At 67.3% G+C, this 26,188-nt stretch carries 19 protein-coding genes; 15 read left to right on the top strand and 4 right to left on the bottom strand.

What is annotated here, in order from left to right:
- Positions 1–136: 136 nt before the first annotated feature.
- On the bottom strand, positions 137–466 hold the full coding sequence (gene trxA / locus ARC78_RS10490; RefSeq protein ID WP_057506258.1) for a thioredoxin TrxA: 330 nt from the start codon (positions 464–466) through the stop codon (positions 137–139).
- Between the two features lie 198 nt (positions 467–664).
- Between trxA and rhlB the strand changes: the two genes are divergently transcribed.
- From rhlB to rpoH, 6 genes are all read left to right on the top strand, one after another.
- Positions 665–2,317 carry an ATP-dependent RNA helicase RhlB gene (gene rhlB / locus ARC78_RS10495; RefSeq protein ID WP_057506259.1) on the top strand — a complete coding sequence of 551 codons (1,653 nt, stop codon included), beginning with the start codon at positions 665–667 and terminating at the stop codon, positions 2,315–2,317.
- A gap of 69 nt (positions 2,318–2,386) precedes the next feature.
- Positions 2,387–3,073 (top strand): cell division ATP-binding protein FtsE, encoded by a 687-nt coding sequence (gene ftsE, locus ARC78_RS10500; RefSeq protein ID WP_054659484.1) that lies wholly within the window; start codon positions 2,387–2,389, stop codon positions 3,071–3,073.
- The gene (gene ftsX / locus ARC78_RS10505; RefSeq protein ID WP_054659482.1) at positions 3,070–4,032 is read left to right on the top strand and encodes a permease-like cell division protein FtsX; all 963 of its coding nucleotides are present in this window, start codon (positions 3,070–3,072) and stop codon (positions 4,030–4,032) included. The genes ftsE and ftsX overlap by 4 nt, the downstream gene beginning before the upstream one ends.
- A gap of 7 nt (positions 4,033–4,039) precedes the next feature.
- Complete coding sequence (locus ARC78_RS10510; RefSeq protein WP_054659480.1) at positions 4,040–4,882, top strand: response regulator; 843 nt, start codon at positions 4,040–4,042, stop codon at positions 4,880–4,882.
- The gene (ung, locus tag ARC78_RS10515; protein ID WP_054659478.1) at positions 4,879–5,607 is read left to right on the top strand and encodes a uracil-DNA glycosylase; all 729 of its coding nucleotides are present in this window, start codon (positions 4,879–4,881) and stop codon (positions 5,605–5,607) included. The genes ARC78_RS10510 and ung overlap by 4 nt, the downstream gene beginning before the upstream one ends.
- Positions 5,608–5,787: 180 nt before the next feature.
- Complete coding sequence (gene rpoH, locus ARC78_RS10520) at positions 5,788–6,663, top strand: RNA polymerase sigma factor RpoH (protein ID WP_054659476.1); 876 nt, start codon at positions 5,788–5,790, stop codon at positions 6,661–6,663.
- 92 nt (positions 6,664–6,755) lie between these two features.
- Here the strand turns inward: rpoH and ARC78_RS10525 are convergent, their stop codons facing one another.
- On the bottom strand, positions 6,756–8,087 hold the full coding sequence (locus ARC78_RS10525; RefSeq protein WP_057506260.1) for an NAD(P)/FAD-dependent oxidoreductase: 1,332 nt from the start codon (positions 8,085–8,087) through the stop codon (positions 6,756–6,758).
- A 129-nt stretch (positions 8,088–8,216) separates the two neighbouring features.
- On the opposite strand from ARC78_RS10525, the gene ARC78_RS10530 reads away from it, so the two are divergent.
- Both ARC78_RS10530 and ARC78_RS10535 read left to right on the top strand, forming a co-directional pair.
- Positions 8,217–9,014, top strand: coding sequence for an NYN domain-containing protein (locus ARC78_RS10530; RefSeq protein WP_057506279.1), 798 nt, complete (start codon positions 8,217–8,219; stop codon positions 9,012–9,014).
- 43 nt (positions 9,015–9,057) lie between these two features.
- Positions 9,058–9,678 (top strand): glutathione S-transferase family protein, encoded by a 621-nt coding sequence (locus ARC78_RS10535; RefSeq protein WP_054659612.1) that lies wholly within the window; start codon positions 9,058–9,060, stop codon positions 9,676–9,678.
- Between the two features lie 121 nt (positions 9,679–9,799).
- Here the strand turns inward: ARC78_RS10535 and ARC78_RS10540 are convergent, their stop codons facing one another.
- Entirely contained in the window at positions 9,800–12,919 is a 3,120-nt protein-coding gene (locus tag ARC78_RS10540) for a TonB-dependent receptor (RefSeq protein WP_054659614.1), read from the bottom strand.
- 228 nt (positions 12,920–13,147) lie between these two features.
- Between ARC78_RS10540 and ARC78_RS16620 the strand changes: the two genes are divergently transcribed.
- The 7 genes from ARC78_RS16620 (at position 13,148) to ARC78_RS10570 (ending at position 23,556) form a co-directional block, all read left to right on the top strand.
- Positions 13,148–13,498, top strand: a complete 351-nt coding sequence (locus ARC78_RS16620) for a hypothetical protein (protein ID WP_145974319.1) — start codon at positions 13,148–13,150, stop codon at positions 13,496–13,498.
- A 145-nt stretch (positions 13,499–13,643) separates the two neighbouring features.
- Positions 13,644–16,106 (top strand): GH92 family glycosyl hydrolase, encoded by a 2,463-nt coding sequence (locus tag ARC78_RS10545; RefSeq protein WP_057506261.1) that lies wholly within the window; start codon positions 13,644–13,646, stop codon positions 16,104–16,106.
- Between the two features lie 98 nt (positions 16,107–16,204).
- The gene (locus ARC78_RS10550; protein ID WP_054659882.1) at positions 16,205–17,266 is read left to right on the top strand and encodes a LacI family DNA-binding transcriptional regulator; all 1,062 of its coding nucleotides are present in this window, start codon (positions 16,205–16,207) and stop codon (positions 17,264–17,266) included.
- A 106-nt stretch (positions 17,267–17,372) separates the two neighbouring features.
- Positions 17,373–18,617, top strand: a complete 1,245-nt coding sequence (gene fucP / locus ARC78_RS10555) for an L-fucose:H+ symporter permease (protein ID WP_241772726.1) — start codon at positions 17,373–17,375, stop codon at positions 18,615–18,617.
- Between the two features lie 6 nt (positions 18,618–18,623).
- Positions 18,624–19,619, top strand: coding sequence for a carbohydrate kinase family protein (locus ARC78_RS10560; RefSeq protein WP_057506263.1), 996 nt, complete (start codon positions 18,624–18,626; stop codon positions 19,617–19,619).
- Positions 19,616–20,857 carry an AGE family epimerase/isomerase gene (locus ARC78_RS10565; protein ID WP_054660768.1) on the top strand — a complete coding sequence of 414 codons (1,242 nt, stop codon included), beginning with the start codon at positions 19,616–19,618 and terminating at the stop codon, positions 20,855–20,857. The genes ARC78_RS10560 and ARC78_RS10565 overlap by 4 nt, the downstream gene beginning before the upstream one ends.
- A gap of 35 nt (positions 20,858–20,892) precedes the next feature.
- Positions 20,893–23,556 carry a beta-mannosidase gene (locus ARC78_RS10570; protein ID WP_057506264.1) on the top strand — a complete coding sequence of 888 codons (2,664 nt, stop codon included), beginning with the start codon at positions 20,893–20,895 and terminating at the stop codon, positions 23,554–23,556.
- 213 nt (positions 23,557–23,769) lie between these two features.
- Here the strand turns inward: ARC78_RS10570 and ARC78_RS10575 are convergent, their stop codons facing one another.
- Positions 23,770–25,965, bottom strand: coding sequence for a primosomal protein N' (locus ARC78_RS10575; RefSeq protein ID WP_057506265.1), 2,196 nt, complete (start codon positions 25,963–25,965; stop codon positions 23,770–23,772).
- Between the last annotated feature and the right edge of the window lie 223 nt (positions 25,966–26,188).

Below are 26,188 nucleotides of genomic sequence, written 5' to 3' on the forward strand. Positions count from 1 at the left end.
AAGCGAATGCTGCCGGATGTCGCGACACTAACACCGCCCAGTGTGGCGGTGCAAGATGCCGGGAAACCTTGTTGGGCCGGCATATGGCAGGCCCGGAGGGGCCGGCGGCGGACAGCCGCCGGACCTTGCCGCTTGATCAGGCCAGGGCCTTGTCGATCATCTGGCTCAGCTGGCCTTTGCCGACCGCACCGATCTGGGTGGCCTGGATCTGGCCATCCTTGAACAGCAGCAGCATCGGGATCGAGCGCACGTGATACTTCACCGCAGTGGCGCGGTTCTCGTCCACGTTGACCTTGGCGATCTTCAGCTTGCCGTCGTAGGCATCAGCGAGCTCGTCCAGAACCGGGGAAATCATCTTGCACGGGCCGCACCATTCAGCCCAGAAATCCACCAGGACCGGTTCGCCGGATTGCAGGACGGCGGTGTCGAAGTCGGCATCGCCGACGTGTAAAACCTTATCGCTCACTTTGGAGTCTCCTGGTGCAATGCGACTACCCGTGCCGGGTTGGCCGTCGCATTGCGGTAAACTGGGGCATTCGCGTAGACATACAGGGCAGGGCCCAACGTCACGCGACCCGGCGCAGGGGCCGCAGTGTGCGACGGCACCCGAATCGATGCAAGCTGCCCGGCCACCTTGGCCGGCCGGCACAACAAAGACAGAATAATGAGCGACAAACCGCTGACCGATGTGACGTTTTCCTCCTTCGACCTGCAGCCCTCGCTGGTGGCAGGCCTTGAAGGAGCTGGCTTCACCCGCTGTACCCCGATCCAGGCGCTGACCCTGCCGGTGGCCTTGCCCGGCGGCGATGTGGCCGGCCAGGCGCAGACCGGCACCGGCAAGACGCTGGCCTTCCTGGTGGCGGTGTGCAACCGCCTGCTGACCCGTCCGGCGCTGGCCGACCGCAAGCCGGAAGACCCGCGCGCGCTGATCCTGGCGCCGACCCGCGAGCTGGCGATCCAGATCCACAAGGACGCGATGAAGTTCACCGCCGACACCGGGCTGCGCTTTGCGCTGGTCTACGGCGGTGTGGACTACGACAAGCAGCGCGAGCTGCTGCAGCAGGGCGTGGACGTGATCATCGCCACACCCGGCCGCCTGATCGACTACGTCAAGCAGCACAAGGTGGTCTCGCTGCACGCCTGCGAGATCTGCGTGCTGGACGAAGCCGACCGCATGTTCGACCTGGGCTTCATCAAGGACATCCGCTTCCTGCTGCGGCGCATGCCCGAGCGCACCACGCGCCAGACCCTGCTGTTCAGCGTCACCTTGAGCCACCGCGTGCTGGAGCTGGCCTACGAGCACATGAACGAGCCGCAGAAGCTGGTGGTGGAGACCGAAAGCATCACCGCCGACCGCGTGCGCCAGCGCATCTACTTCCCGGCCGACGAGGAAAAGCTGCCGCTGCTGATCGGCCTGCTGTCGCGCAGTGAAGGCGCCCGCACCATGGTGTTCGTCAATACCAAGGTGTTTGTCGAGCGCGTCGCCCGTGCGCTGGAAAAAGCCGGTTACCGCGTCGGTGTGCTGTCCGGTGACGTGCCGCAGAAAAAGCGCGAAAGCCTGCTCAAGCGGTTCCAGGCCGGCCAGCTGGAAGTGCTGGTGGCCACCGATGTGGCCGCGCGCGGTCTGCATATCGATGGCATCAAGTACGTCTACAACTACGACCTGCCGTTCGACGCCGAAGACTACGTGCATCGCATCGGCCGCACCGCGCGTCTGGGCGAGGAGGGCGATGCGATCAGCTTCGCCTGCGAGCGCTATGCGATGGGTCTGCCGGACATCGAGGCCTATATCGAGCAGAAGATTCCGGTTGAAGCGGTGACCAGCGAGCTGATGACCGCGCTGCCGCGTCCGGAACGCGCGCCGCTGCCCGAAGGCGAGGCCGAGGAAAGCGTGGGTGCGATTTTCCGCGAGGCCCGCGAGCAGAAGGCGGCCGACGAGGCCCGTCGCGGTGGTCGTGATGGCAAGCCGGGGGGCAGCCGTGGTGCCGATGGCAAGCCGCGCCCACCGCGCAAGCCGCGCGTGGAGGGTGAGCACAAGGCGGTCGATGCCGCGCCCAGGCCGCCGCGTCCGGCCGCCGTGGAGGCGCCGTCGGCGAGCGACAGCCCGACCGTGGAAGGTGAGCGCGCGCCGCGCAAGCGTCGCCGTCGCCGTCATGGCCGTCCGGTCGAAGGCGCCGAGGGCGCGCCAGCCGCCGCGCCCTCGACCAATGGTCCCACCCACGTGCCGGCCAAGCCGATGCGCACGGCGGGCAACGAGGCCGATTCGTTCCTGACCCGGCTGGGCCGCAAGATCCGCCGCATGTTGTCGGGCAGCTGATCGTCGCGGTCTCCGCGCCGCCTCGCAGTGCGGCGGCGCACGCGGGCCGCGCTCCGGCATAATCGCCGCATGAGCGTCCTGCGTTTTGACAATGTCACTAAACACTATGCCGGTGGCCATCCGGCGCTGGTGGATGTCAGCTTCGAGGTGGCCGCCGGCGAAATGCTGTTCGTCACCGGGCATTCGGGGGCAGGCAAAAGCACCCTGCTCAAGCTGATCCACCTGAGCGAGCGCCCCACGCGCGGCGCGGTTTTGTTCGCTGAGCGCAATCTGCTGAAGGTGCGCGGCGGCAAGGTCGCCCTGCACCGGCGCCAGGTCGGCGCGGTCTATCAGGATCACCGCCTGCTGACCGACCGCAGCGTCGGCGAGAACGTCGCCTTGCCGTTGATCCTGCGCGGTGATCGTCGCGCCGATGCGGACAAGCGCGTGCGCTCGGTGCTGGAGCGGATGGGCCTGGGGCATCGCGAGAAGGCCCTGCCCACGCAGCTGTCGGCCGGTGAGCAACAGCGCGTGGGCATCGCCCGCGCGATCGTGGCCGAACCCAGGCTGCTGGTGGCCGATGAGCCGACCGGCAATCTGGATCCGGCACTGGCGGCGGAAATCATGACCTTGTTCGCCGAACTGCCGGCGCGTGGCACCAGCGTGCTGGTGGTCAGCCATGACCTGGCCCTGCTCAAACAGATGCGCAAGCGCGTGTTGATCCTCGATCACGGCCGTCTGGTCGATGACATTTCGCCGCAGGACCTGGCCGAATGAGCGTACGTACCCCCAACAAGCCCGCCAACAGCGCAGTGGCCGCGCCCTCGCGGCTGGGGATCTGGATCAGCCATCACCTGCACAGTGTGGTGTTCAGCCTCGGCCGTGCACTGCGCAAGCCATGGGCGACCCTGCTGACGGTGGCGGTCATGGCGCTGGCATTGGCATTGCCGCTGGGCCTGTCCATCGCCCTGGACAACCTCAAGCATTTTTCCGGCAGCGTGCAGCAGTCGCGCGACATCAACCTGTTCCTGAAGCCGGATCTGGATGCAGCCGCCACGCAGGCCGTGGTGCAGTCGCTGCGCGGCCGCGCCGATGTGGCGCAGGTGGTGGTGCGTTCGCCCGATGAAGGATTGGCCGAGCTGCGCCACAGCGCCGGGCTGGGCGAGGCGATCGATGCGCTGGGCGACAATCCGTTGCCGACCTTGCTGATCGTCACCCCCGCCCATGGCGATGATGCAGCGTTGGCCAAGTCACTGGAGGCGCTGCCGCAGGCCGATCTGGTCCAACACGATGCACTGTGGCGGCAACGGCTGGACGGCTGGCTGGACTTCGGCGCGCGGCTGGTGCAGGTGCTGTCGCTGTTGCTCGGGCTGGGCGCGGCGCTGGTGGTCGGCAATACCGTGCGGCTGGATATCCAGGCCCGCCGCGAGGAGATCGGCGTGCTGCAGCTGCTCGGCGCCAGTGACGGCTTCATCCGCCGCCCGTTTGTCTATCTGGGCGCGTGGTACGGACTGGGTGCCGGGCTGGTCGCGCTGGCGTTGATCGGCGTCTGCGGGCTGGCGCTGCGGCCGCCGCTGGCCGCGCTTTCTCAAAGTTATGGCAGCCCGTTCGTGCTGCATGGGCTGGATCTGTTCCATTCGGTGATGGTGCTGGTGGCGACGACGATCCTGGGTTGGCTGGGGGCATGGCTGGTGACCGGCCACTTCCTCAGGCAGACTCGCCCGACCGAGACCTGAGGCCCGCATGCGAGCGCAAGAACTTAAACATCTGATCAGTGACGCCCCGCGGGTGATGGTGGTCGATGGTTCCAAGCTGGTCCGCCGGCTGATTTCCGATGTGCTCAAGCGCGAGCTGCCGGATGTGGATGTCATCGGCTGCGCGAGCATCGCCGAGGCCCGCGAGGCATTGGCCGCCGGCCCGGTGCATCTGGTCACCACGTCGCTGGCGTTGCCCGATGGCGATGGCCTGGCGTTGGCGCGCAGCGTGCGCGAAACCGCGGGGCAGGCGTATGTGCCGGTGATCGTGGTCTCCGGCGATGCCCAGCAGCATCTGGAACAGCGCCGTTTCACCGAGTTCGTCACCGACTATTTCGACAAATCGCTGGGCCACGAGGCATTGGCGACCTTCATCCGCGGCTATGTGCAGCCTGAGCCGGTGCCCGGCGCCACTGTGCTGTACGTGGAAGACAGCCGGGTGGTGGCCGAGGCGACCAAGCGCATGCTCGAACGCCACGACCTGCAGGTGGTGCATGTGCTTACCGCCGAGGACGCGTTCTCGCTGCTGACGGCCGAATCGCTGGGCCGCACCGTGCGTCGCATCGACCTGGTGCTGACCGACGTCACCCTCAAGGGCGAGCTCAACGGGGGCGACGTGGTCGAGCGCATCCGCGTCGATTTCGGCTATGGCAAGCGCCGTCTGCCGGTGCTGGTGATGACCGGCGACAGCAATCCGCACAACCAGTCGGCGCTGCTGCAGTCCGGTGCCAATGATCTGGTGCAGAAACCGGTGGAAGAACGCCTGCTGGTGACCAAGGTGCTGTTCCAGCTGCGACTGGCACGGCTTTCCCAGCCGGTCGTGGTGCTGTGAGCGAAGCGGCATCTGCGCCGATCCAGCTTGAATCCAGCTGGAAGGCCAGGATCGGCGACTGGCTGCTGCGCCCGGACATGCGCGAGCTGGCCGCGTTCCTGCGCCAGCGCAAGGCCGCCGGCGCGCAGGTGTTTCCTCCCGGGCCGCAGATCTTTGCCGCGTTCGAGGCCACGCCGTTCGAGCAGGTCAAGGTGGTGGTGCTGGGCCAGGACCCGTATCACGGCTATGGCCAGGCCCATGGCCTGAGCTTTTCGGTGCCGCCGGGCGTGCCGGTGCCGCCCTCGCTGCTCAACATCTATAAAGAGATCGAGGCCGATCTGGGCATTCCGCGCCCGGACCACGGCTGTCTGCTGCCGTGGGCGCGCCAGGGCGTGCTGCTGCTCAACGCCGTGCTCACGGTGGAAGAGGGCAAGGCCGGCGCGCACCAGGGCCGCGGCTGGGAAGGATTCACCGATCACGTGGTGGATGTGCTCAACCGCGAGCGCGAGGGGCTGGTATTCCTGCTGTGGGGCGCCTACGCCCAGCAGAAGGGCAAGGTCATCGACACCCGCCGCCACCGCGTGCTCAAGGCGCCGCATCCGTCGCCGTTGTCGGCGCATCGCGGCTTCCTCGGCTGCCGTCACTTCTCCCAGGCCAATGACTACCTGCAGCGGCGCGGGCTGGGCCCGGTCGACTGGGGTCTGCCATCGCGCCAGGTGCTGGAAGCCGGGTTCACTGCTGTCTGAATCTCCTTGATGCCTGTCATATCGCGGTGGCGTTGGCTTTGCTACGGTAGGACCTGTTGGAATGCTCCTGCGTCGCGGTCGCCCATTCAGCTTTTACTGTGAGTTTTGCGACAAAAACAGAACGCTGGAACTTTTTCTGTACTCAGCAGTCCAATAGTCCGACTGCTAAGATGAGGTCCTATGAGCCAGAACACCTCTACTGCCCTTGTGGCAAACAATCTCCCGATTCCCAGTGCGCTCGGTTCGCTGGACGCCTACATCGGTGCCGTGCACCAGATTCCGGTGCTGTCGGTCGATGACGAGCAGGAACTGGCGCGTCGTTTCCGTGATGCGCAGGATCTGGACGCCGCCCGCGAACTGGTGCATTCGCACCTGCGTTTCGTCGTGCACGTGGCCCGTGGCTACAACGGTTACGGCCTGCAGCTGGGTGATCTGATCCAGGAAGGCAACATCGGCCTGATGAAGGCGGTGAAGCGTTTCGACCCGGACATGGGTGTGCGGCTGGTGTCCTTCGCCGTGCATTGGATCCGTGCCGAGATGCACGAGTTCATCCTCAAGAACTGGCGCATCGTGAAGGTCGCCACGACCAAGGCGCAGCGCAAGCTGTTCTTCAACCTGCGCAAGTCCAAGACCCGTCTGGGCTGGTTGAACGCGGCTGAAGTCAGCGCCGTGGCCAAGGACCTGAACGTGTCCGAGCGCGAAGTGATGGAGATGGAATCGCGTCTGTCCGGCCGTGACATCGGTTTCGATGCCCCCACGGATGATGACAATGACCACGCGCCGCCGTCGCCAGCAGCCTATCTGGTGGCACGCGAGGAAGATCCGTCGCAGGCCTATGAGCGCGAGGACAGCGAAGACAACCAGATGCAGCTGTTGCGCGAAGGCCTGTCCAAGCTGGATGAGCGTTCGCGTGACATCATCGCCCGCCGTTGGCTCGATGCCGACTGCAAGGTGACGCTGCAGGAGCTGGCCGACGAATACGGCGTGTCGGCTGAACGCATCCGCCAGATCGAGGCCAATGCGCTGAAGAAGATGAAGGCGCTGTTCGCCGCCTGAGCGGAGCGATATCGGCGTGACAAGGCAAAGGCCCGGGATTCCGGGCCTTTGCCGTTTCCGCCGGTTGTGAGCCGCATGCCGATGCCCGCGGTTTACGGCGGCGCATCGGTATGCGGCCGATCGCCGGCATGCATCCCGGCGAACGGCGGTGTGGCTTCATCTCCGGCACCGCTGTCGGCATCGCCGAAGATGATCCGTGCGCCGCGCTGGTAGCTCCAGTACGCCACCGCCCAGTTCAGCAGCACCACCAGCCGGTTGCGGAAGCCGATCAGGAACACCACGTGCGCCGCCAGCCAGAACCACCACGCCAGCACGCCCGACAGCTGCAGCCGGCCCAGATGCACGATGGCGGCCATGCGCCCGATCGTGGCGAGGTTGCCTTGGTCGCGGTAGTGGAAAGGCGCCGGTGCCGGCGCATGGCGCAGTCGCGCCTGGATGACCGTGGCCAGGTAGCTGCCCATCTGCTTGGCCGCCGGTGCCACGCCCGGAACCGGACGGCCATCGTCTTGCTGAATTGCCGCCAGATCCCCGGCGACGAAGATCTCCGGATGGCCGGGGACGGTCAGGTCCGGCTGCACCCGTACGCGCCCGGCGCGGTCCAGCGCTACCTCCAGGGTCCGTGCCAGCGGCGAGGCGGCCACGCCGGCGGCCCAGACTACCGTGCGGGCCGGAATATGGGTGTCGCCCCACGTGAAGCCGTGGTCATCGATTGAGGTGACGGCGGCGCCGGTGAGCACCTCCACGCCGAGTTTCTCCAGCTGCCGCCGCGCCTTGAGCGAGAGCGGCTCCGGAAAGCTGGACAGCACCCGTGGCCCGGCTTCGACCAGCCGGACCTTGGCCGCGGCCGGATCGATGTGGCGGAACTCGTTTTTCAGGGTGTGGCGGGCGATCTCGGCCAGGGTGCCGGCCAGCTCGACGCCGGTGGGGCCGCCGCCGACGATGGCGAAACTCAGCCAGGCGGCTTTGCGCGCCGGGTCCGGTTCGGCCTCGGCACGTTCGAAGGCCAGCAGCAGTTTGCGGCGCAGCGCCAGCGCGTCGTCGAGGGTCTTCAGTCCGGGCGCGTCGGCGGCCCATTCGTCATGGCCGAAGTAGGCGTGGGTGGCGCCGCAGGCCACGACCAGCAGGTCGTAGCCGATCCGGCTGCCATCGCCCAGCCGCACCTGTCGGGCCTGCCTGTCGATCGCCACCACCTCGCCCAGCCGGACCTCGGCATTGTGCTGGCGGCCCAGGATGTGGCGCAGCGGCGCGGCGATATCGGGGGCCGACAGTCCGGCGGTGGCCACCTGGTACAGCAGCGGCTGGAACAGGTGGTGGTTGCGGCGGTCGACCAGGGTGATCCGCAGCGGTGCACCGGCCAGCGCACGGGTGGCCCATAAACCGGCAAAGCCGCCGCCGATGACCACAAGATGGGGAACGCGCGACATGCAGGACTCCGGTCGGGGCCGGCGGACCGGCCGGGTGGGGACGACAGTCACTGCCGATCATCGCACTGATGGGGCGTGAACCGGCGATGGTCGATACTCGGGAGCCGTCCATTGCCGTGGAGCAGCGCCGTGTCCGACCCTGAAAAGCGTATCGCCGTATTGATCGATGCCGACAACGCGCCGGCATCGAAGATCGATGAAATCCTGGTCGAGGTGGCCGCGTTCGGTGTGGCCAATGTGCGCCGCGCCTATGGCGACTGGAAGAATCCGCGGCTCAAGGGCTGGGAGAGCGTGCTGCACGAGTTCGCGATCCGGCCGATCCAGCAGTTCGCCTATTCCAAGGGCAAGAACGCCTCAGACATGGCGATGGTGGTGGATGCGATGGACCTGCTGTACGCGCGCAACCTGGACGGCTTTGCCATCGTCTCCAGCGATGCCGACTTCACCCCGCTGGTGATGCGGCTGCTGACCGACGGGGTGAAGGTCTATGGTTTTGGCGAGCAGAAGACGCCGCTGGCCTTCGTCAACGCCTGTTCCAAGTTCACCTACCTGGAAGCGCTGGGCAATGACGAACCGGAGCCGGTGATCACCACGGCGCACACCGCGGCCGCGGCGCCGGCGGAGGCTGACGCCACCGGCGATCCGGCCCCGGCTGCACCGATCACGCCACGGCCGGGCAACGAGCTGCGCGGTGACAGCCGCCTGCTCAATCTGCTGCGCGGTGCGATCGATGCGGCCGCCGATGACCAGGGCTGGGCCAAGCTCAGCGCGGTGGGCAACCAGATCGCCAACCGCGCCTCGTTTGATTCGCGCAATTACGGCTACCGCAAGCTCAGTGATCTGCTGGCGGCGGTGGGCCTGTTCGAGCTGAAGAAGGAAGGCAAGACCAGCTCGGTGCGGGTGCTGCCGCGCAAGGGCGCGCGCTGAACGCCGGCATGAGGGAGCCGCTCACACCACGGGAGGGACACAGATGCTGAAAATCTGGGGACGGCGCAATTCCAGCAACGTGCGCAAGGTGCTGTGGTGTGTCGAGGAGATCGGCCTGCCCTATGAATCGATCGAGGTCGGCGGCGCCTTTGGCGGCACGCATACGGCCGCATACCGGGCGATGAATCCCAACGGTCTGGTGCCGGTGATCGAGGATCACGGCCTGCCGCTGTGGGAATCGAACACCATCGTGCGCTATCTGGCCGCGCGCTATGCGTTGGGCAGCCTGTATCCGGAAGAGGTGGCCGAACGCGCGCAGAGCGAGAAGTGGATGGATTGGACCAGCTCGAGCTTCGCGGTGGCCTTCCGCGACCTGTTCTGGGGCGTGGTGCGTACCGCGCCGGCCGATCGCGATGAAGTGCGGATCGCCGCCGCGCTGCTGCGCTGTGGCGAGCTGCTGGCGCTGGCCGATGCCGAACTGTCACAGCGGCCATGGCTGTCGGGCGAGCGCTTCGCGATGGGCGATATCCCGCTGGGGGCCTTCGCCTATGCGTGGTTCCAGATGCCCATCCAGCGCCCGGAGCTGCCGCATCTGGCCGCCTGGTATGCACGGCTGCAGCAGCGCCCGGCCTATCGGACCGCGGTGATGACGCCGCTGACGTAAGCACGCGGGCGCACCGTATCGATCGGCACGCGGCAGGCGATCGGCAAAAAACAGCCGCGCTGGAGCCAGCGCGGCTGTCGGGTGTTGCAGGTCCCGCACCCGAAGGTACGGGAGCCGGGGCTTAGAACTTGAAGTTCAGGCCCAGGTACAGCTGGCGGCCGGTGTAGCTGTTGGACAGCAGGCGCGCCTTGGTGTCGTTGCCCAGGTGCACGCGCTGTTCGGACTTGGTGGCGTTCAGTACCGAGGCGGTCACCGTCAGGTCCTCGCGGATGTTGTAGGCCGCGTTGAGGTCCAGCTGGTCGTACGGCTCGGAGTAGGAGGTGAAGCCGTTGTTGAGGCCACCGACGATTTCACCACGGCGGTTGTACGAGGCACGCGCGAGGAACTTGCTGTTCTCGTAGAACACGGTGAAGTTGGCCTGGTTCTTGGCGCTGCCCACCAGCGGCGAGGAGCCGATGTTCTCGCCATCGATCTCCACCGAAGCCAGGTTGGTGTCGTTGTAGGTGTAGTTGGCCTGGAAGCCCAGACCGAAATCGAAGGTGTACTGGCCGTACGCTTCGATACCCTGCGAGACGCCATCACGGCCGTTGGCCTGGGTGGAGTAGTTCTGCACGGTCACCGTCTGGCCGTCGACCGACATCTGCAGGTCACGCACCACCGGCACGGTGAAGTTCTTCACATCCTTGCGGAACACGCCCAGACCGGCCACGGCGCCCGGCTGGAAGTACCACTCCACGCTCAGGTCGTACTGGATGGCTTCAAACGGATCCAGGCCCTTGTTGCTGCCCGAACCGTACCAGCCCGGGTTCGGCGCGCCGCCGGCGACGCGACGGTCGTTGCTGTACTCCTCCGAGTAATAGGTCAGGCCGCCCGGGTAGGCGATGGAGGTGTAGCTCGGACGGGCGATGACCTTGGAGGCGGCGCCACGCAGCACCACGTTGTCGGTCATGTCCCAGGCGATGTTGAAGCTGGGCAGGATGTCGGTGTAGGTCTTGTCCAGCGAGGCCATCACGTAGCTCTTCTCGCGGGCCAGCGCGTCGGGCAGACGCACAAAACCGCTTTCGCAGGTGTGACCGACCAGGCCGGCGGCGGCCGGATCGGTACAGGCCATCGGCGCACCGCTGGCGTTGTCGGCGAAATAGTCGTTGAAACGCTCGACCGAATCGCTCGACTCGGCGTGCTGCTTGGTGCGGGCCACGCGCAGGCCGACGTTGCCGCGCAGGCGCTCGGTACGGAAGTTGGCCTGGAAGTAGCCGGAGTTGACCTTCTCTTCGACGTTGTAGACGAAGTCCGACTCGCGGCGGTTGTGCATGCCGCCGTACTTGTTGTTCAGGTACTCGATGTAGGCCGGGTAGTTGATGCCCGGGAAGATGTTGGCGTCAAAACCACCGGCGATGTTGCCGATCGGCTTGGACAGGAAGAAGCCCGGCTGGGCGTCGCCGGCGGTCGGATCACAGCCCGCCTGGTAGCGGTTGTCGTCGTAGTTGCTCGGATCGGTACCCGGGCACACCCAGTAGGTGTTGCCGGTGTTGCGGTGGATCTTGCTGTCGCTGTACTTGGTGCCGAATTGGATCGAATCCAGCCAGCCGGCCTCGAACAGCTTGGTGAAGTCGGCCTGGAAGTGGTTCTGCTCCATGCTCGTCTGCATCCACGACGAATCGGTCGAGCCGGTGTCGATCTCGGCCACGCCCGCCATCAGCTGGTCCTGCAGGTCCGGCGAGAACTGCACCGACGGGGTGCCGGTGATGTCCCAGGAGGTGAACTGGTTGCCGGCCTGCCACTGGCCATCGACCTTGCGGCGCGGCTTGGCGGCGGTGCGGAAGCTCATCGACGGACCACCCTCGGACCAGGTGCGGCCGCCGCCGAAGCTGGCCTTCCACAGCGTGCTGATGTCCCAGTCGATGGACAGGTCGGCGGTCTGCGACAGCGCCTTCTCGCGGCTGTAGGTGCCGGTCAGCTGCGGGGTCGGCACGGTGCAGTCGTCCGGACCCCAGCCGCCGCCCGGCAGGCCGGCGGCCGCCGCCTGGTCTTCGCTGCAGATGTAGGTCTTGCCGGCCAGCTTCTCGTATTCGGCACCGGTGACGATGGTGCCGCTCGGATCCAGGGTGAAGCCGTTGAGCAGGCGGCCGGTTTCCCAGTTGCCGTCACCGGCCACGCGCGCCAGGTTCCATTCCGGCACCTTGAGCATGTTCTGGGTGTAGTTGCCTTCCAGCTCGAAGCGGAAGTAGTTGGCGGTCATGGTGACGTTGTCGACAGGCTTGAACTGGAACGTCAGCTGGCCGCCGGTGCGCTCACGCTTCTCGTCCTTGACCGCGAAGTTGACCGAGGTCGGCATGAAGAAGCCGGAGTAGTGGCCGCCGTTCTGGTCATAGATGCCCGAGGCGCCCCAGAACTTGTTGACGCCGCTCAGCGGATTGCCGTTGACGTCGACCGGACGGTGGCTGGGCGTGCCGGCCTGGTTCCAGACGAAGTCGTTGATGATGTTGCCGTTGCCATCGACGCGGTCGCTGTACCACTGCCAGTCTTCGGTGCTGACTTCCATGCTGCGGTTGTTGCGGTTCTGCTTGGTCGCGCCGACCAGCACGCCGAAACGCTCGTCATCGCTGTGCCAGGAATACATCGCCGAGGCCTGCGGGTCGACGCCGCTGCTGGTATCGGAGGAGGTGTACTCGACCGAAGCGAAGCCGGAGTTGGATTCCATGTCCAGCGGACGGCGGGTGCGCAGGATCACGGTGCCGCCGATGCCGCCTTCGTCGATGCGGGCTTCCGGGGTCTTGTACAGCTCGGCGGCCGAGAGCATGTTCGACGGCAGCAGGGTGTAGTTGAACGAGCGCGAGGCTTCGTTGTTGGTTTCCGAGGAGGCGACGAAGTTGCCGTTGAGCTGGGTCAGGGTCAGGTCCGAGGCCAGGCCGCGCACGCTGACGTTCTTACCTTCGCCACCGCTGCGGCTGATGATCACGCCCGGCACGCGCTGCAGCGCGTCGGCCACGTTCTTGTCCGGGAACTTGCCCACGTCTTCGGCGGTGATCACTTCGACCACGGCGTTGGCGTCGCGCTTCTGCTCCAGGCTCTTCTCGATCGCGTAGCGGTAGCCGGTGACGGTGACGCTGTCGAGCGTGGTGGCATCGGCAGCGGCGTCCTGTGCGAACGCGCTGGCCGGAACCATGGCCACGGCGAACAGTGCGGTGGCGATCGCCGCGGACAATGTGTCGCGGCTGTGCAGCAGTGATTTGTGTTTCATGGCGCTCTCTCCCTCTCCTGGATTGAATTCGGTGTTTGTGTAAAAAATTTTTATCGATCTAAAAATTCAGGGGGGGGACAGCGCGGTGAAGCCGTCGCGTTCGGCCCGGATGACGGTGGTGCCGGACGTGGCGGTTCCCTGAAATTTTTCGATCGGTAGTGACTTGTCGATTTGGATCGATCTAAACTATTGGTGGTAGATTTTTTAGCACAGCCCTTTGCTGTGTGCATGCTGCTGCGCAATAAGGCGGCAATGATCGTTGCCGCGCGGCGCGTTGTCCATTGCCGAAATGGCCGGGTCGGGGCGGAAATGCGCAAGCCCTGCCGGGCCGGGAATCGGCAAGCGCCGGACGGGCGGCGGCGCCCGTCGTCGCGGCGGGATGTTGCGCCGCAGAATGCAAATACGGGAATTGCGCGGTTTACTTGGATCGATCTAAATTCATCAGGGTCTGAATCTGGAGCGATGCAAACGCAGTCACGGCTGTCTGCGGCGGCACTGTTTCATGCTTGGTTTCCCTGTCTGATCAACACGTTGCTTGCTTTACAGGTTCGTGTGATGACGCTTTTCCAGTCCCGGTGATGCCGGTGTTGGGCGGTGCCGTTGCGGGCCTGATCCGTTTACTGATCCCGGCACTCTCTCCATCCCCCGATGGGTCGGGTATCAGCGGCCCGGTTCGCCGGGCCACCCTTTTTGCCGTACCGACATCGACCCACAGGATCCACACATGAGCCGATCGCCGCTTGCCCCCCTCGACCGTTCCGCCCGTCGCCGCGTTGCCGGTGTCGCCTGCCTGCTGGCGCTGTCGTTCGCGCCGCTGCTGCAGGCCGCGCCCACCGCGCTGGAGCGCGAGGTCAACACCTTCATCGGCAGCAAGGATGACGGCAACACGTTCCCGGGCGCGTCGGCGCCGTTTGGTCTGATCCAGGTCAGCCCGATCGGCAGCCACTATTCCGGCTGGCGCTATGACGACGAGAAGATCCGCGGCTTCGGCCACTCGTTCATCTCCGGCGCCGGTTGCTGGGAGCAGGGCGGCCAGGTTTCCATGCTGCCGGTGACCGGCACGATCGGTCCCGGGGGCGATTTCGATACCGCCGATGCCAAGAGCTTTGACCACAGGAAATACGCCTCGACCTACAGCCACGACGGCGAGATCGGCCAGGCCGGCTACTACAAGGTCCGCCTGACCAGCTACGGCGGCATCGACGTGGAAACCACCGCGCGTACCCGCGCCGCCGCCGAGCGTTACACCTTCGCCGCCGGGCAGAAGGAAGGCCAGGTGCTGGTCAACGTCGGCCAGGCCAACGAGCGCCATTCGGTGATCGGCAGCGTGATCGATGTGGTCGGCGACCGCGTGGTGGAAGGCAAGCTGGTCACCAAGAGCTTCTGCGGCGGCCACCAGTACACCACTTGGTTCCGGGTCGAGTTCGACCGTCCGTTCAAGGCCCATGGCACCTGGGGCGAGGCCGGCGGCCTGCCGGGTGCGCGCCACAGCATGGAAGGCGAGGCCAAACCCAACGGCGCCTGGCTGAGCTTCGATCTGGCCGACGGCCGCGCGGTCACCGCCACCACCGCGATCTCGCACGTCGATGCCGAAGGCGCGCGCAACAACCTGCGTGCCGATGGCATGCAGGGCGGCAAGCTGATCGGTTTCGACCGCATGCGCGAGATGTCGCAGCAGCAGTGGCGCCAGCAGCTGGCCGGGGTCAAGGTCGATGGTGGCAGCCAGGACGACCGCACCGTGCTGTACACCGCGCTGTACCACGCGCTGCTGCAGCCGATGACCGGCAGCGATGCCGATGGCCGCTACCGTGGCTATGACGATGCGATCCATCGCGCCGACGGCTGGACCTACTACGAGTACTTCTCGCTGTGGGATACCTACCGTTCGCAGAACCAGTGGCTGGCGCTGACCCAGCCGCAGGTGGCCCGCGACATCGGCCGCACCGTGCTGGCGATCAACGAACAGGGCGGCTGGCTGCCGCGCTGGGGCTACGCCAACTTCGAAACCAACATCATGACCGGCGACCCGGTCACCCCGTTCCTGGTGGACCTGTGGCGATTCGGTGCGCTCAAGGGCCGCGAGAACGAGGCGTGGGACGCGCTGCGCCGCAACGCCTTCGAGATGCCGCCGATCAATTCGCGCATGGCCGGCCGTTCGGGCAACGCCAGCTACCAGGCCGAGGGTTACGTGGCCTACGACCGCGCCTTCCCCTCCAAGGGCATGGACGTGGATCCGCACCACGGCGGCTCGGCGACGCTGGAATACGCGCTGGCCGACTGCTCGCTGGCGCACATGGCCGACCGTCTGGGCCATGACGCCGACGCGGCGCTGCTGCGCGAACGCGGGCGCAACTGGCGCAAGGTGTGGGATGCCACGGTGCGCGACGAGGAGACCGGTTTCAGTGGTTTCCCGCGCCCGCGTGGCGAGGACGGCAACTGGTACACGCCCTCCAATGGCCACTACAGCCCGCGCTCGCAGCACGGCTTCCATGAGGGCACCGGCTGGCAGTACCAGTGGCTGGCGCAGCAGGACGTGCCGGGTCTGGTCGAAGCGATGCATGGTCGCGAGCAGGCCGGCAAGCGCCTGGATGCGTTCTTCGCCTATGACGAACTGCTCAAGGCCCCGCTGACCGCCGCGCGCAAGGAATGGGTGGTCGGCCCCTACAGCTACTACAACCAGTTCCGCTACAACCCCAACAACGAGCCGGATCTGCATGCCCCGTGGATGTACACGCTGATCGGCCAGCCGTGGAAGACCGCCACCGTGGTGCGCGCCGCGCAGCAGCTGTTCACCAACGCGCCCAACGGCGTGACCGGCAATGACGACCTGGGCACGATGTCGGCGTGGTACCTGTTCAGCGCGCTGGGCCTGTACCCGGCGGTGCCGGGCAGCGGCGAGTTCCTGCTGCACACCCCGCGTTTCAGCAAGGCGCAGATCGCCCTGGGCAACGGCCGCACCCTGAACCTGCTGGCGCCGGGCGCCGATGGTCGCGCGCTGCAGTACATCCAGAGTGTGCAGGTCGATGGCAAGCCGCAGCCGGCCGTGTGGCTGGACTGGGAGCGCCTGCAGCGCGGCGGCACGGTGACGTTCGAACTGGGCGCGCAGGCACCGGAACAGGGCTGGGGCACGGCCGTTTCCGACCTGCCGGTCTCGTTCTGCGCCGCACCGGGCAGTGTCCTGAAGTGAGCCGCCGGGGCGTCAGAACCGGAGGGCGGGGCACGGCCACGACAGGTCGTGTTCAGGATCCTATAGGCTTGGCGCTCCCTGCCACCCCCGCGGACACGATGAACGACTCTCCTTCCGGCGCCAGCAGCGGCGCCCGCAAAGCCGGCCAGCGCGCCGTCACCGTCACCGACATCGCCCAGGCGGTGGGGGTGTCGCGGGCGACGGTGTCGCTGGTGCTGCGTGGCAGTCCGCTGGTCAATGTGGACACCCGTGCCAAGGTGGAGGCCGAACTGCGCCGCCAGCGTTACGTCTACAACCGCACTGCGGCCAATCTGCGCCGGCGCACCTCGTCCTCGATCGCGCTGGTGATCAACGACCTGTCCAATCCGTTCTTCGCCGAGTTCGCCTCCGGGGTGGACGAGGCGCTGGGTGACAAGGGCTATGTGACCCTGCTGGGCAGCACCGGCGAATCGCCCAAACGGCAGCAGGCGGTGCTGAGCACGCTGATGGAACACACCCCGACCGGGCTGATCCTGTCCCCGGCCGAAGGCAGCGATACCGCCCAGCTGCAGCAGGTGCTGGGCGTCAATGCCAACGTGCTGCTGTTCAACCGCGAACTGCCCGGCGCCGCGTGGGATTTCCTCACCCTGGACAACCGGCAGGGCGCCTACCTGGCGACCCGCCATCTGATCGAACAGGGGCACCGCGACATCGCGTTTTTCGGTGGCCATGGCGCCTCCAGCTCCTGCGCCCAGCGCCGTCTGGGCTACCAGCAGGCGCTGGCCGAAGCCGGATTGCCGGCGCGTCCGCACTGGCTGATCGAATCGGCACCGAACCGGCTGGAGGCGGCCGAACGCACCGGCGAGCTGTTCGAAGGCTCGGACAAGCCCACGGCGGCGGTCTGCTACAACGACACCGTGGCGCTGGGGCTGATGCTGGGCCTGACCTCGCGCGGTATCCGTCCCGGTACCGATTTCGCGGTGACCGGTTTTGACGATATCTCCGAGGCGGCGGTGGCTGTGCCGCCGCTGACCACCTTGACTGCCGATCCGCGCGAACGTGGCCGGCAGGCCGCGGCGTTGCTGCTGCAGCGTCTGGACACCCCCGACGCGGCACCGATGCGCACCGTGGCCCCGGTGCAGCTGCGTGTGCGCGAGAGCAGCGCAGCGCGTTTGACCTGATCCCTTTCCTTTCCCGTCATCAACCCGCAGAGGCGCTTACCGCATGCCGATTCCATCAACACCGCTGCCGTCCAGGGCATCGTCCGCGCCCGTGGTCAACACGCGGATGGCCTTGTGGGTGGCCACCAGCATCTTCTTCATGTGGGGCTTTCTCACCTGCCTCAATGACATCCTGATCCCGCACCTGAAGGCGGTATTCGAACTGAACTACGCCCGCGCGATGCTGGTGCAGTTCACCTTCTTCGGCGCGTACTTCCTGATGTCGCTCCCGGCCGGGCGTCTGGTCGCGCGGCTGGGCTACAAGCAGGGCATCGTCGCCGGTCTGGTGATCGCCGGGATCGGCGCGCTCGGCTTCTGGCCGGCGGCGGAACTGCGCATTTACGGCGCCTTCCTCGGCGCGCTGTTCGTGCTGGCCACCGGCATCACCGTGCTGCAGGTGGCGGCCAACCCGTACGTCGCGCTGCTCGGGCCCGAGCGCACCGCCTCCAGCCGGCTGACCCTGGCGCAGGCGCTGAACTCGCTGGGCACGGCGATCGCGCCGATCTTCGGTGGCCTGCTGATCCTGGGCAACACCATCAAGAGCGCCGACGAGCTGGCCGTGCTGCCGCTGGCCGAACAGGTCGCCTACCGCACCGCCGAAGCACAATCGGTGCAGGGCCCGTACCTGGGTCTGGGTATCGCGCTGTTTGCCCTGGCGCTGTTCGTGTTCCTGTTCCGCCTGCCGGCATTGACCGAGAACAGCGAGCAGGCCGACAGCGCCCGCCACAGCTACGGCGACGCGCTGCGCCATCGGCACCTGCTGTTCGGCGTACTGGCGATCTTCTTCTACGTCGGCGCCGAAGTGTCCATCGGCAGCTTCCTGGTCAACTATCTGTCGCTGCCCAACATCGGCGGCTTCAGCGAGCAGGAAGCCACCCACTACGTGTCGCTGTACTGGACCATGGCGATGGTCGGCCGCTTCGCCGGCTCGGCGCTGCTGGTGCGGTTCTCGCCGCGCAAGCTGCTGGCCCTGTTCGCGCTGGTCAACGTGGGCCTGCTGGCCCTGACCATGGGCAGCCAGGGCAAGGTCGCGCTGTACTCGGTGGTGGCCACCGGCCTGTTCAACTCGATCATGTTCCCGACCATCTTCGCGCTCGGCATCGAGCGTCTGGGGCCGCTGACCAACAAGGCGTCCAGCCTGCTGATCATGGCCATCGTCGGTGGCGCGCTGGTGCCGTTCCTGCAGGGCCTGCTGGCCGACCGTATCGGCGTGCACCATTCCTTCGTATTGCCGTTGCTGTGCTACGGCTATGTCATTTTCTACGGCCTGGTCGGTTCCCGTTCCAGCGTCGGCAACAGCCAGGGAGGCTGAGGCCAGATGGGCAAGATTGTTTGTTTCGGCGAAATTTTGATCGATCTACTAGCGCAGCCGCCGGCCTCGCCGGACACCCCGCGCGCGTTCCTGCAGTACGCCGGCGGCGCGCCGGCCAACGTCGCCGTGGCCGCGGCCCGGCTCGGCGCCCGCAGCCATTTCGCCGGCATGGTCGGGCGTGACATGTTTGGCGACTTCCTGGTCGACAGCCTGGCCGAGGCCGGGGTGCAGACCGACTGCATCGTGCGTACCGACGCGGCCAAGACCGCGCTGGCGTTTGTCGCGCTGGACGCCCACGGCGAGCGCAGCTTCAGTTTCTACCGCCCCCCGGCGGCGGACCTGCTGTTCCGCAGCGAGCACTTCACCGCGGCCTGTTTCGACGACACCGCCTGTTTCCACGTCTGCTCCAACAGCCTGACCGAGCCGGCCATCGCCGCGGCGACCTTCGCCGGCATGGACCGCGCCCGCGCCGCCGGTGCGGTGGTCAGCCTGGATCTGAACCTGCGTCCGGCGCTGTGGCCGGCCGAGGTCGATCCGACCCCGTGGCTGTGGCAGGCGCTGGAACGCGCCGACCTGATCAAGCTCTCGCGCGAGGAGCTGGACTATCTGGCGCAGCCGCTCGGCGCCGATGGCGATGCGCAGGTGCTCAAGCGTCTGCTCGCCGCGCAGGCGCGCTGGGTGATCGTCACCGACGGTGCCGGCGCATTGCGCTGGTACACGCGCGAGGATCAGGGCGTGGTGCCGAGCTTCACCGTGAAGACGGTCGACACCACCGCGGCCGGTGACGCCTTTGTCGGCGGCGTGCTGTTCGGCCTGACCGAGCGTGGCGGGGCCGGCAGCGGCTTTGCCAAGTTCTGCGCCGATGCCGACGCCATCACCGCCACCTTGCGCTTTGCCGCCGCGGTTGGCGCGCTGGCGGTCACCCGCAAGGGCGCCTTCGCCGCCATGCCTTCTCTGCAAGATGTGCAGCAGCTGCTGCAGCAACAGGACGCCCTCGCATGACCACCACGCCCGACTTCCGCTCCCCGGCCTTCCTGCGCGCGCATATCGCCGACACGATGGCCTTCTACCACCCGCGCTGCATCGATCCGCAGGGCGGCTTCTTCCACTACTTCCGTGACGACGGCAGCGTCTATGACGCCGGCCACCGTCACCTGGTCAGCAGCACCCGCTTCGTCTTCAACTACGCCATGGCCTTCCGCGAGTACGGCAATGCCGAGTACCTGGAGGCGGTGAAGCACGGGGTGGCCTACCTGCGCGACGTGCACCGCAATCCGGCCACCGGCGGCTATGCCTGGACGCTGCGCGATGGCGCCGTCGAGGACGACATGAACCACTGCTACGGCGTGGCCTTCGTGCTGCTGGCCTACAGCTGCGCGCTGAAGGCCGGGATCGAGCAGGGCCGTGAGTGGATGGACGAGACCTGGCAGCTGCTGGAGCGTCACTTCTGGGAACCGCAGCACGGCCTGTACCGCGACGAGGCCGACGCGAACTGGAACTTCACCGGCTACCGTGGCCAGAACGCCAACATGCACATGTGCGAGGCGATGCTGGCCGCGTTCGAGGCCAGTGGCGAACAGCGCTATCTGGACCGCGCGCTGCAGCTGGCCGACAACATGACCCGCAAGCAGGCCGCCAAGGCCGGCGGTCTGGTCTGGGAGCACTACGACACCGACTGGAACATCGACTGGAACTACAACCTGGACAACCCCAAGCACCTGTTCCGGCCGTGGGGTTTCCAGCCCGGCCACCAGACCGAATGGGCCAAGCTGCTGATGATCCTGGACCGCCACGTCGATGCCGACTGGCTGGTGCCCACCGCCGCGCACCTGTTCGACAACGCGGTGGCCTGTTCCTGGGACGAGGCACGCGGTGGCCTGTACTACGGCTTCGCGCCGGAGACCCGCCGCCAGCCGGGCATGGACGGCGCGCCGATCGGTGGCGACAGCTTCGTCTGCGATGACGACAAGTACTTCTGGGTGCAGGCCGAGTCGCTGGCCGCGGCCGCGCTGCTGGCCCAGGGCACCGGCGAGGCGCGCTACTGGCGGTGGTACGACAAGCTGTGGGCCTATTCGTGGGAGCACCTGGTCGATCACCAGTACGGCGGGTGGTTCCGCATCCTGGACGCGGACAACCGCAAATACAGCGACGAGAAGAGCCCGGCCGGCAAGACCGACTACCACACCATGGGCGCCTGCCACGAAGTGTTGAACGTGGTGCGCGAGGGCGCGCCGGGCTGAGTTCCGGCGCGTACAGGACAGCCAACGGAGGCAGCATGCAGCAGCGGTCGCATCAACATTTCCAAGCGGTAGCACCGCGACTGGGCTGGGTGCGACGCGCACTGGCCGCCTGTCTGTTGTGCGGCCTGGCCGGCGCTGCGCTGGCCGCGCCGTTGCAGGCGCAATGGAGCTTCCGGCTGCTGCCGGGTGATGCGCAGCTGTCCGCGCATCCGGGTATGGAGACGTGGCGCGCGGCCACGGTGCCGGGCAGCGTGCATACCGATCTGCTGGCCAACGGCCTGATCGGCGATCCGTATGTGGGCGCGGTCGAGGCCGGGCTGCAGTGGATCGGGCTGGGTGACTGGGAATACCGGGCGCGCTTCGATGTGGACGCGGCCACGCTGGCGCGCCCGCACGCCGAGCTGCGTTTCGACGGTCTGGACACCTTTGCCGAGGTCCGCCTCAACGGCCGGCCGCTGCTGCAGGCCGACAACGCGCACCGCACCTGGCGCGCGCGGGTGGACGGGCAGCTGCGCGCCACCGGCAACGAGCTGCGTATCGTGTTCCGCTCGCCGATCCGCACGCTGCTGCCGCAGGTGCAGGCGATGGAGCACAAGATCGCCGGCAACTATCCCTCGCCCTATGGGGATGAGCCCAAGGACGCGATGGTCGGCAACTTCGTGCGCAAGCCGGCCTACCACTTCGGCTGGGACTGGGGCCCGCGCTATGTCACCGCCGGGGTCTGGCGGCAGGTGCATATCGACAGCTGGGATGACCAGCGCATCACCGATCTGGCGGTGCGCACCGACGCGCTGGATGCCGACCGCGCCGCGCTGAGCGTGCTGCTGCAGGTCGAACACAGTGCGGCCGCCGGTAAGGTGCCAGTGGCGCTGGCGGTGCTCGATCCGGAGGGAAAACCGGTGGCGCAGCTCCGCCGCCAGGTCGCGCTGCAGCCGGGCAGCACCACGCTGGAGCTGCCCGTCGAAATCACCCGGCCGCGGCGCTGGTGGCCGGTCGGCTACGGCGCGCAGGAACGCTACACCGTGCAGGTGCGCATCGGCAGCGGTGTGGGCGAGGCGCTGTCTTCCAGCATCCGCACCGGCCTGCGCACGGTACAGCTGCAGCGTGACGAGGACGCCGACGGCGGCCAAGGCTTTGCCTTCGTGATCAATGGCGTGCCGGTGTTCGCCAAGGGCGTGAACGCCATTCCGTTCGACGCGTTCCCGTCCCGGGTGACGCGCGAGCGCCTGCGCCGCGACCTGCAGAGCGCGCGCGACGCGAACATGAACATGGTCCGCAACTGGGGCGGCGGCTATTACGAGAGCGAGGACTTTTTTGACCTCGCCGACGAACTGGGCCTGCTGGTCTGGCAGGACTTCATGTTCGGCGGCGGCATGCAGCCCGGCTTCGATCCGGCCTTCCGCGCCAATGTGGTGGCCGAGGCGCGCGACAACATCCGCCGTCTGCGGCATCACCCCAGCATCGTGCTGTGGTGTGGCAACAACGAGGAAGAGACCGCCTGGAAGGATTGGGGCCACGGCAAGACCTTGAAGGAGGCCGACCCGGTGTTCGCCGATAAGGTCTGGCAGGGCTATGTGGAGCTGTTCGGCAACGACCTGCGCGCAGTGGTGGCCGAAGAAGGCCTGGGCGTGCCGTACTGGTCCAGTTCGCCGAGCAACGATCTGGACACCAAGGCCAACGACTCGCGGCGCGGTGACAAGCACTACTGGGACGTCTGGGGCGGGCCGGCGCTGCCGCCGACCGCCTACCTGAAGGAAACCCCGCGCTTCATGTCCGAATACGGGCTGCAGGCCTGGCCGCAGCAGTCCACGGTCGATGCCTTCGCCACGCGTGACGAGCAGCAGATCGACGGGCCGGTGATCCGCGCCCACCAGAAGTTCATGGCCGGCGAAGGCAACACACGCCTGCTGCATTACATCGCGATGGAATACGGCACGCCGCGCTCGTTCGCCGACTTCGTCTATCTGGGGCAGGCCATGCAGGCCGAGGGCATCGCGCTGGCCGCGCTGCACCACCGTGCCTCGCGCCCGTACACGATGGGCTCGCTGTACTGGCAGCTCAATGACGTGTGGCCCGGCGCGTCGTGGTCGAGCGTGGACTACTACGGCAACTGGAAGGCGCTGCACTACCACGCCCGCCGGTTCTTCGCCGAGGTCGCGGTGGCGGCGCTGCGTGATGAGGGCAACACGTCGGTGAGCCTGCTCAACGATGGCCTGCAGCCGCTGCCGGCGCAGTGGCGGCTGCGCGTGCTCGATTTCGACGGCCGCGTGCTGCAGCAGCGCGAACAGGCGCTGACGCTGGCGCCGCAGTCGGCTACCGCGGTGGCGCGGTTGAGCGATGCCGAACTGCTGCAGGGCGCCGACCCGCGCCGCAGCGTGGCGGTGTTCGATCTCATGCGCGACGGGACGTTGCTGGCGCAGCGGCTGGTGTACTTCACCGCCGCCAAGGACCAGGCACTGGCGGCCGGTCAGCTGCAGACCGAGCTGCGTGCGGTGGGCGATCACCACGTGCTGCAGCTGCGCAGCGCCGGGCTGGTGCGGGGGATCTGGATCGGTTTCGACAAAAACGTGGCCAGCGTCGAGGACAACGCCTTCGACCTGCTGCCGGGCCAGAGCCGCGAGCTGGTGGTGCGCGGCGCCGCGGATCTGGCGACCCTGCGCAAGGCGCTGCAGGTGCGCACGCTGGGCGACACGCTCTAGCTGCTTCCGCCCCCGACAGTTGCACCTGTTCCGGCCGGCCTGCACAGGGTCGGCCGGTGCTTTTTTTGTCTGTAGGCCGGGCAACGCCAACGGCCGCACCCGGGAAACCCCGCCGTGCCGGCATCGAGCAAATCCCGGCTGCGCTTCGCTTACCCGGGCGACAACGCGGCCTATGCGCCGGCTGATGTTGTCCGGGGTGCCGGCGGGCCGACGTCAGTAGAGATCCAGCGGGTCCACATCCAGCGACCAGCGCACGCGCCGCGCCTGCGGCAGGGCGTACACCTGCGCCATCAGCGCATCGAGCAGGCCATGCAAGGGCCGCCGCTGTTCGGCTGACAGCAACAACTGCGTGCGCTGGAAACCGGCCCGGCGCGGCATCGGTGCCGGCATCGGTCCGAAGCGCTCGACCCCGTTGCCGGCCGCAATCAGGTTTCTTACCGCGCTGAGAAAGTCGTTGGCCTGTTCGACCTGTTTGGCTTCGGCGCGCAGCAGCGCCAGATGCGCGAACGGCGGGAAGCCGGCGGCTTCACGCTGGCCCAGTTCGGCCTCGGCAAAGGCGTGGTAGCCGCCGTTGACCAGCGTGTGCAGCAGCGCGTTGTCCGGGTGGTGGGTCTGCAGCCAGACCTCCCCCGGGCGTTCGGCGCGGCCGGCGCGGCCGGCGACCTGGATCAGCTGCTGGGCCAGTTTTTCGCTGGCGCGGAAATCGGCCGAGAACAGCCCCTCGTCGATGCCCACCACCACCACCAGCGTGAGTTTGGGAAGATCGTGGCCCTTGGCCAGGATCTGTGTGCCGACCAGGATGCCGGGTTGATCGCCGAGCGTGGCCAGGGTCTGCTCCAGCGCATCGCGGCGCGCGGTGGTGCTGCGGTCGATGCGCAGCACCGGGTGATCGGGAAACAGCTGCAGCAGCCGTTCTTCCAGCCGCTCGGTACCGATGCCCTGGGGCTGCAGCGCCAGGCTGGCGCAATCCGGGCAGGCCAGCGGCACGGGCGCCCGCGCGCCGCAGTGATGGCATTGCAGGCGGCGGCCGGCGCCATGCACGGTCATCGGCGTGCTGTGCAGCGGCGTGCTGCAGCGCTTGCACGGCGCGGTCCAGCCGCAGTCGTGGCACAGCAGTACCGGCGCGTAACCGCGGCGGTTCTTGAACACCAGCACCTGGTTGCCGGCCTGCAGATGCTGGCCGATCCCGGCGATCACCTCCGGCGCCAACCCGTCCTGCAGCGGGCGCTTGCGCACATCGAACACGCGCACGCCCGGCGGCTTGGCATCGCCGGCGCGCTGCTGCAGGCGCAGGTGGGTATAGCGGCCGCTGCGCGCGTTGTGCAGCGATTCCAGCGACGGCGTGGCGCTGCCCAGCACCACCGGCACCTCCAGCGCCTTGCCGCGGACCAGGGCGAAATCGCGGGCGTGGTAGCGGATGCCGTCCTGCTGCTTGTAGCTGCCGTCGTGCTCCTCGTCGATGACGATCAGCCCGGCCTGCGGCAGCGGGGTGAACACCGCCGAGCGGGTGCCGACGATCACCCGCGCCTCGCCGCGGCTGGCCGCCGCCCACACCCGCGCGCGCTCGTTGTCATTCAGGCCCGAATGCAGCGCGTGCACGGGGATGCCCAGGCGGCTGCGGAAACGGTGCAGGGTCTGCGGGGTCAGGCCGATCTCCGGCACCAGCACCAGTGCCTGCTTGCCTTGCGCCAGGCACTGGGCGATGGCCTGCAGGTAGACCTCGGTCTTGCCACTGCCGGTCACCCCATCCAGCAGGAACGGCTGGAAACCGTCGGCGGCGTTGATCGCCTCGATCGCCTCCTGCTGCTGGGCATTGGGGGTCGGGCCGGGCTGCGTGTTGGGCGGCGGGATCAGGGCCGCAACCTCGATCCGCTCGGCGAAGCCGCGCTTGAGCAGGGCCCGCGCGGCGCTGCGCCAGTCCTCGAACTGGTCGTCGAGCAGGTCCTCATTGACCGCGCCGGCCTGCAGCAGCGTGGCCAGCCGTTGCGGGCGGGTATCACGGCGCAGTGCGCCGAAGCCGGCGATGCCATCCTGGGTCAGCTGCCAGGCCCAGCCGTGGGTATCGGCCAGTGGCTCGCCGCGGCGCAGCGGCGCGGGCAGCGCGGTGGCGATCACCTCGCCCAGTGGCGCATGGGTGTAGCGCGCCAGCCAGTGCAGCGAGCGGGCCAGTTCCCCGGCCAGCAGCGGCGCCGGATCCAGCCACGCCAGTGCCGGGCGCAGGGCGGCCGGATCCTCGGCCTGGCCGACGCCCTCGACCACCCCGACCAGCTCGCGCGGGCCGAACGGTACCCGCACCCGGCGGCCGACATCGCCGTCGGAGGGGACGGGACTGTTTTCCGGCGGCAGGTAATCGAACAGTTGCGGCAGCGGCACCGGCAGGGCGATGCGCAGGGTAGGGCAGGCGGGCATGGGCCCAGTTTAGCCGTTGCCGGGCAGGGGGCCGGTTCTGTTCACTTGGGTGAAAGTGCTCCGGACCAATTCATAAATGGCACGTAAACACAGGCCGTACTTGGGGATTTCCGCTTATCCACATTTATTGTGGATAACTCTGTGGGTGAGCCGGGTGCTCCACGCGCTCAAGCCGATGGGTCAAGCCTTCCGCTTAACTTGGTCAAAAAATAGCCACATAAAA

The organism is Stenotrophomonas pictorum JCM 9942 (assembly GCF_001431585.1).
Classification (GTDB): Bacteria; Pseudomonadota; Gammaproteobacteria; order Xanthomonadales; family Xanthomonadaceae; genus Stenotrophomonas; species Stenotrophomonas pictorum.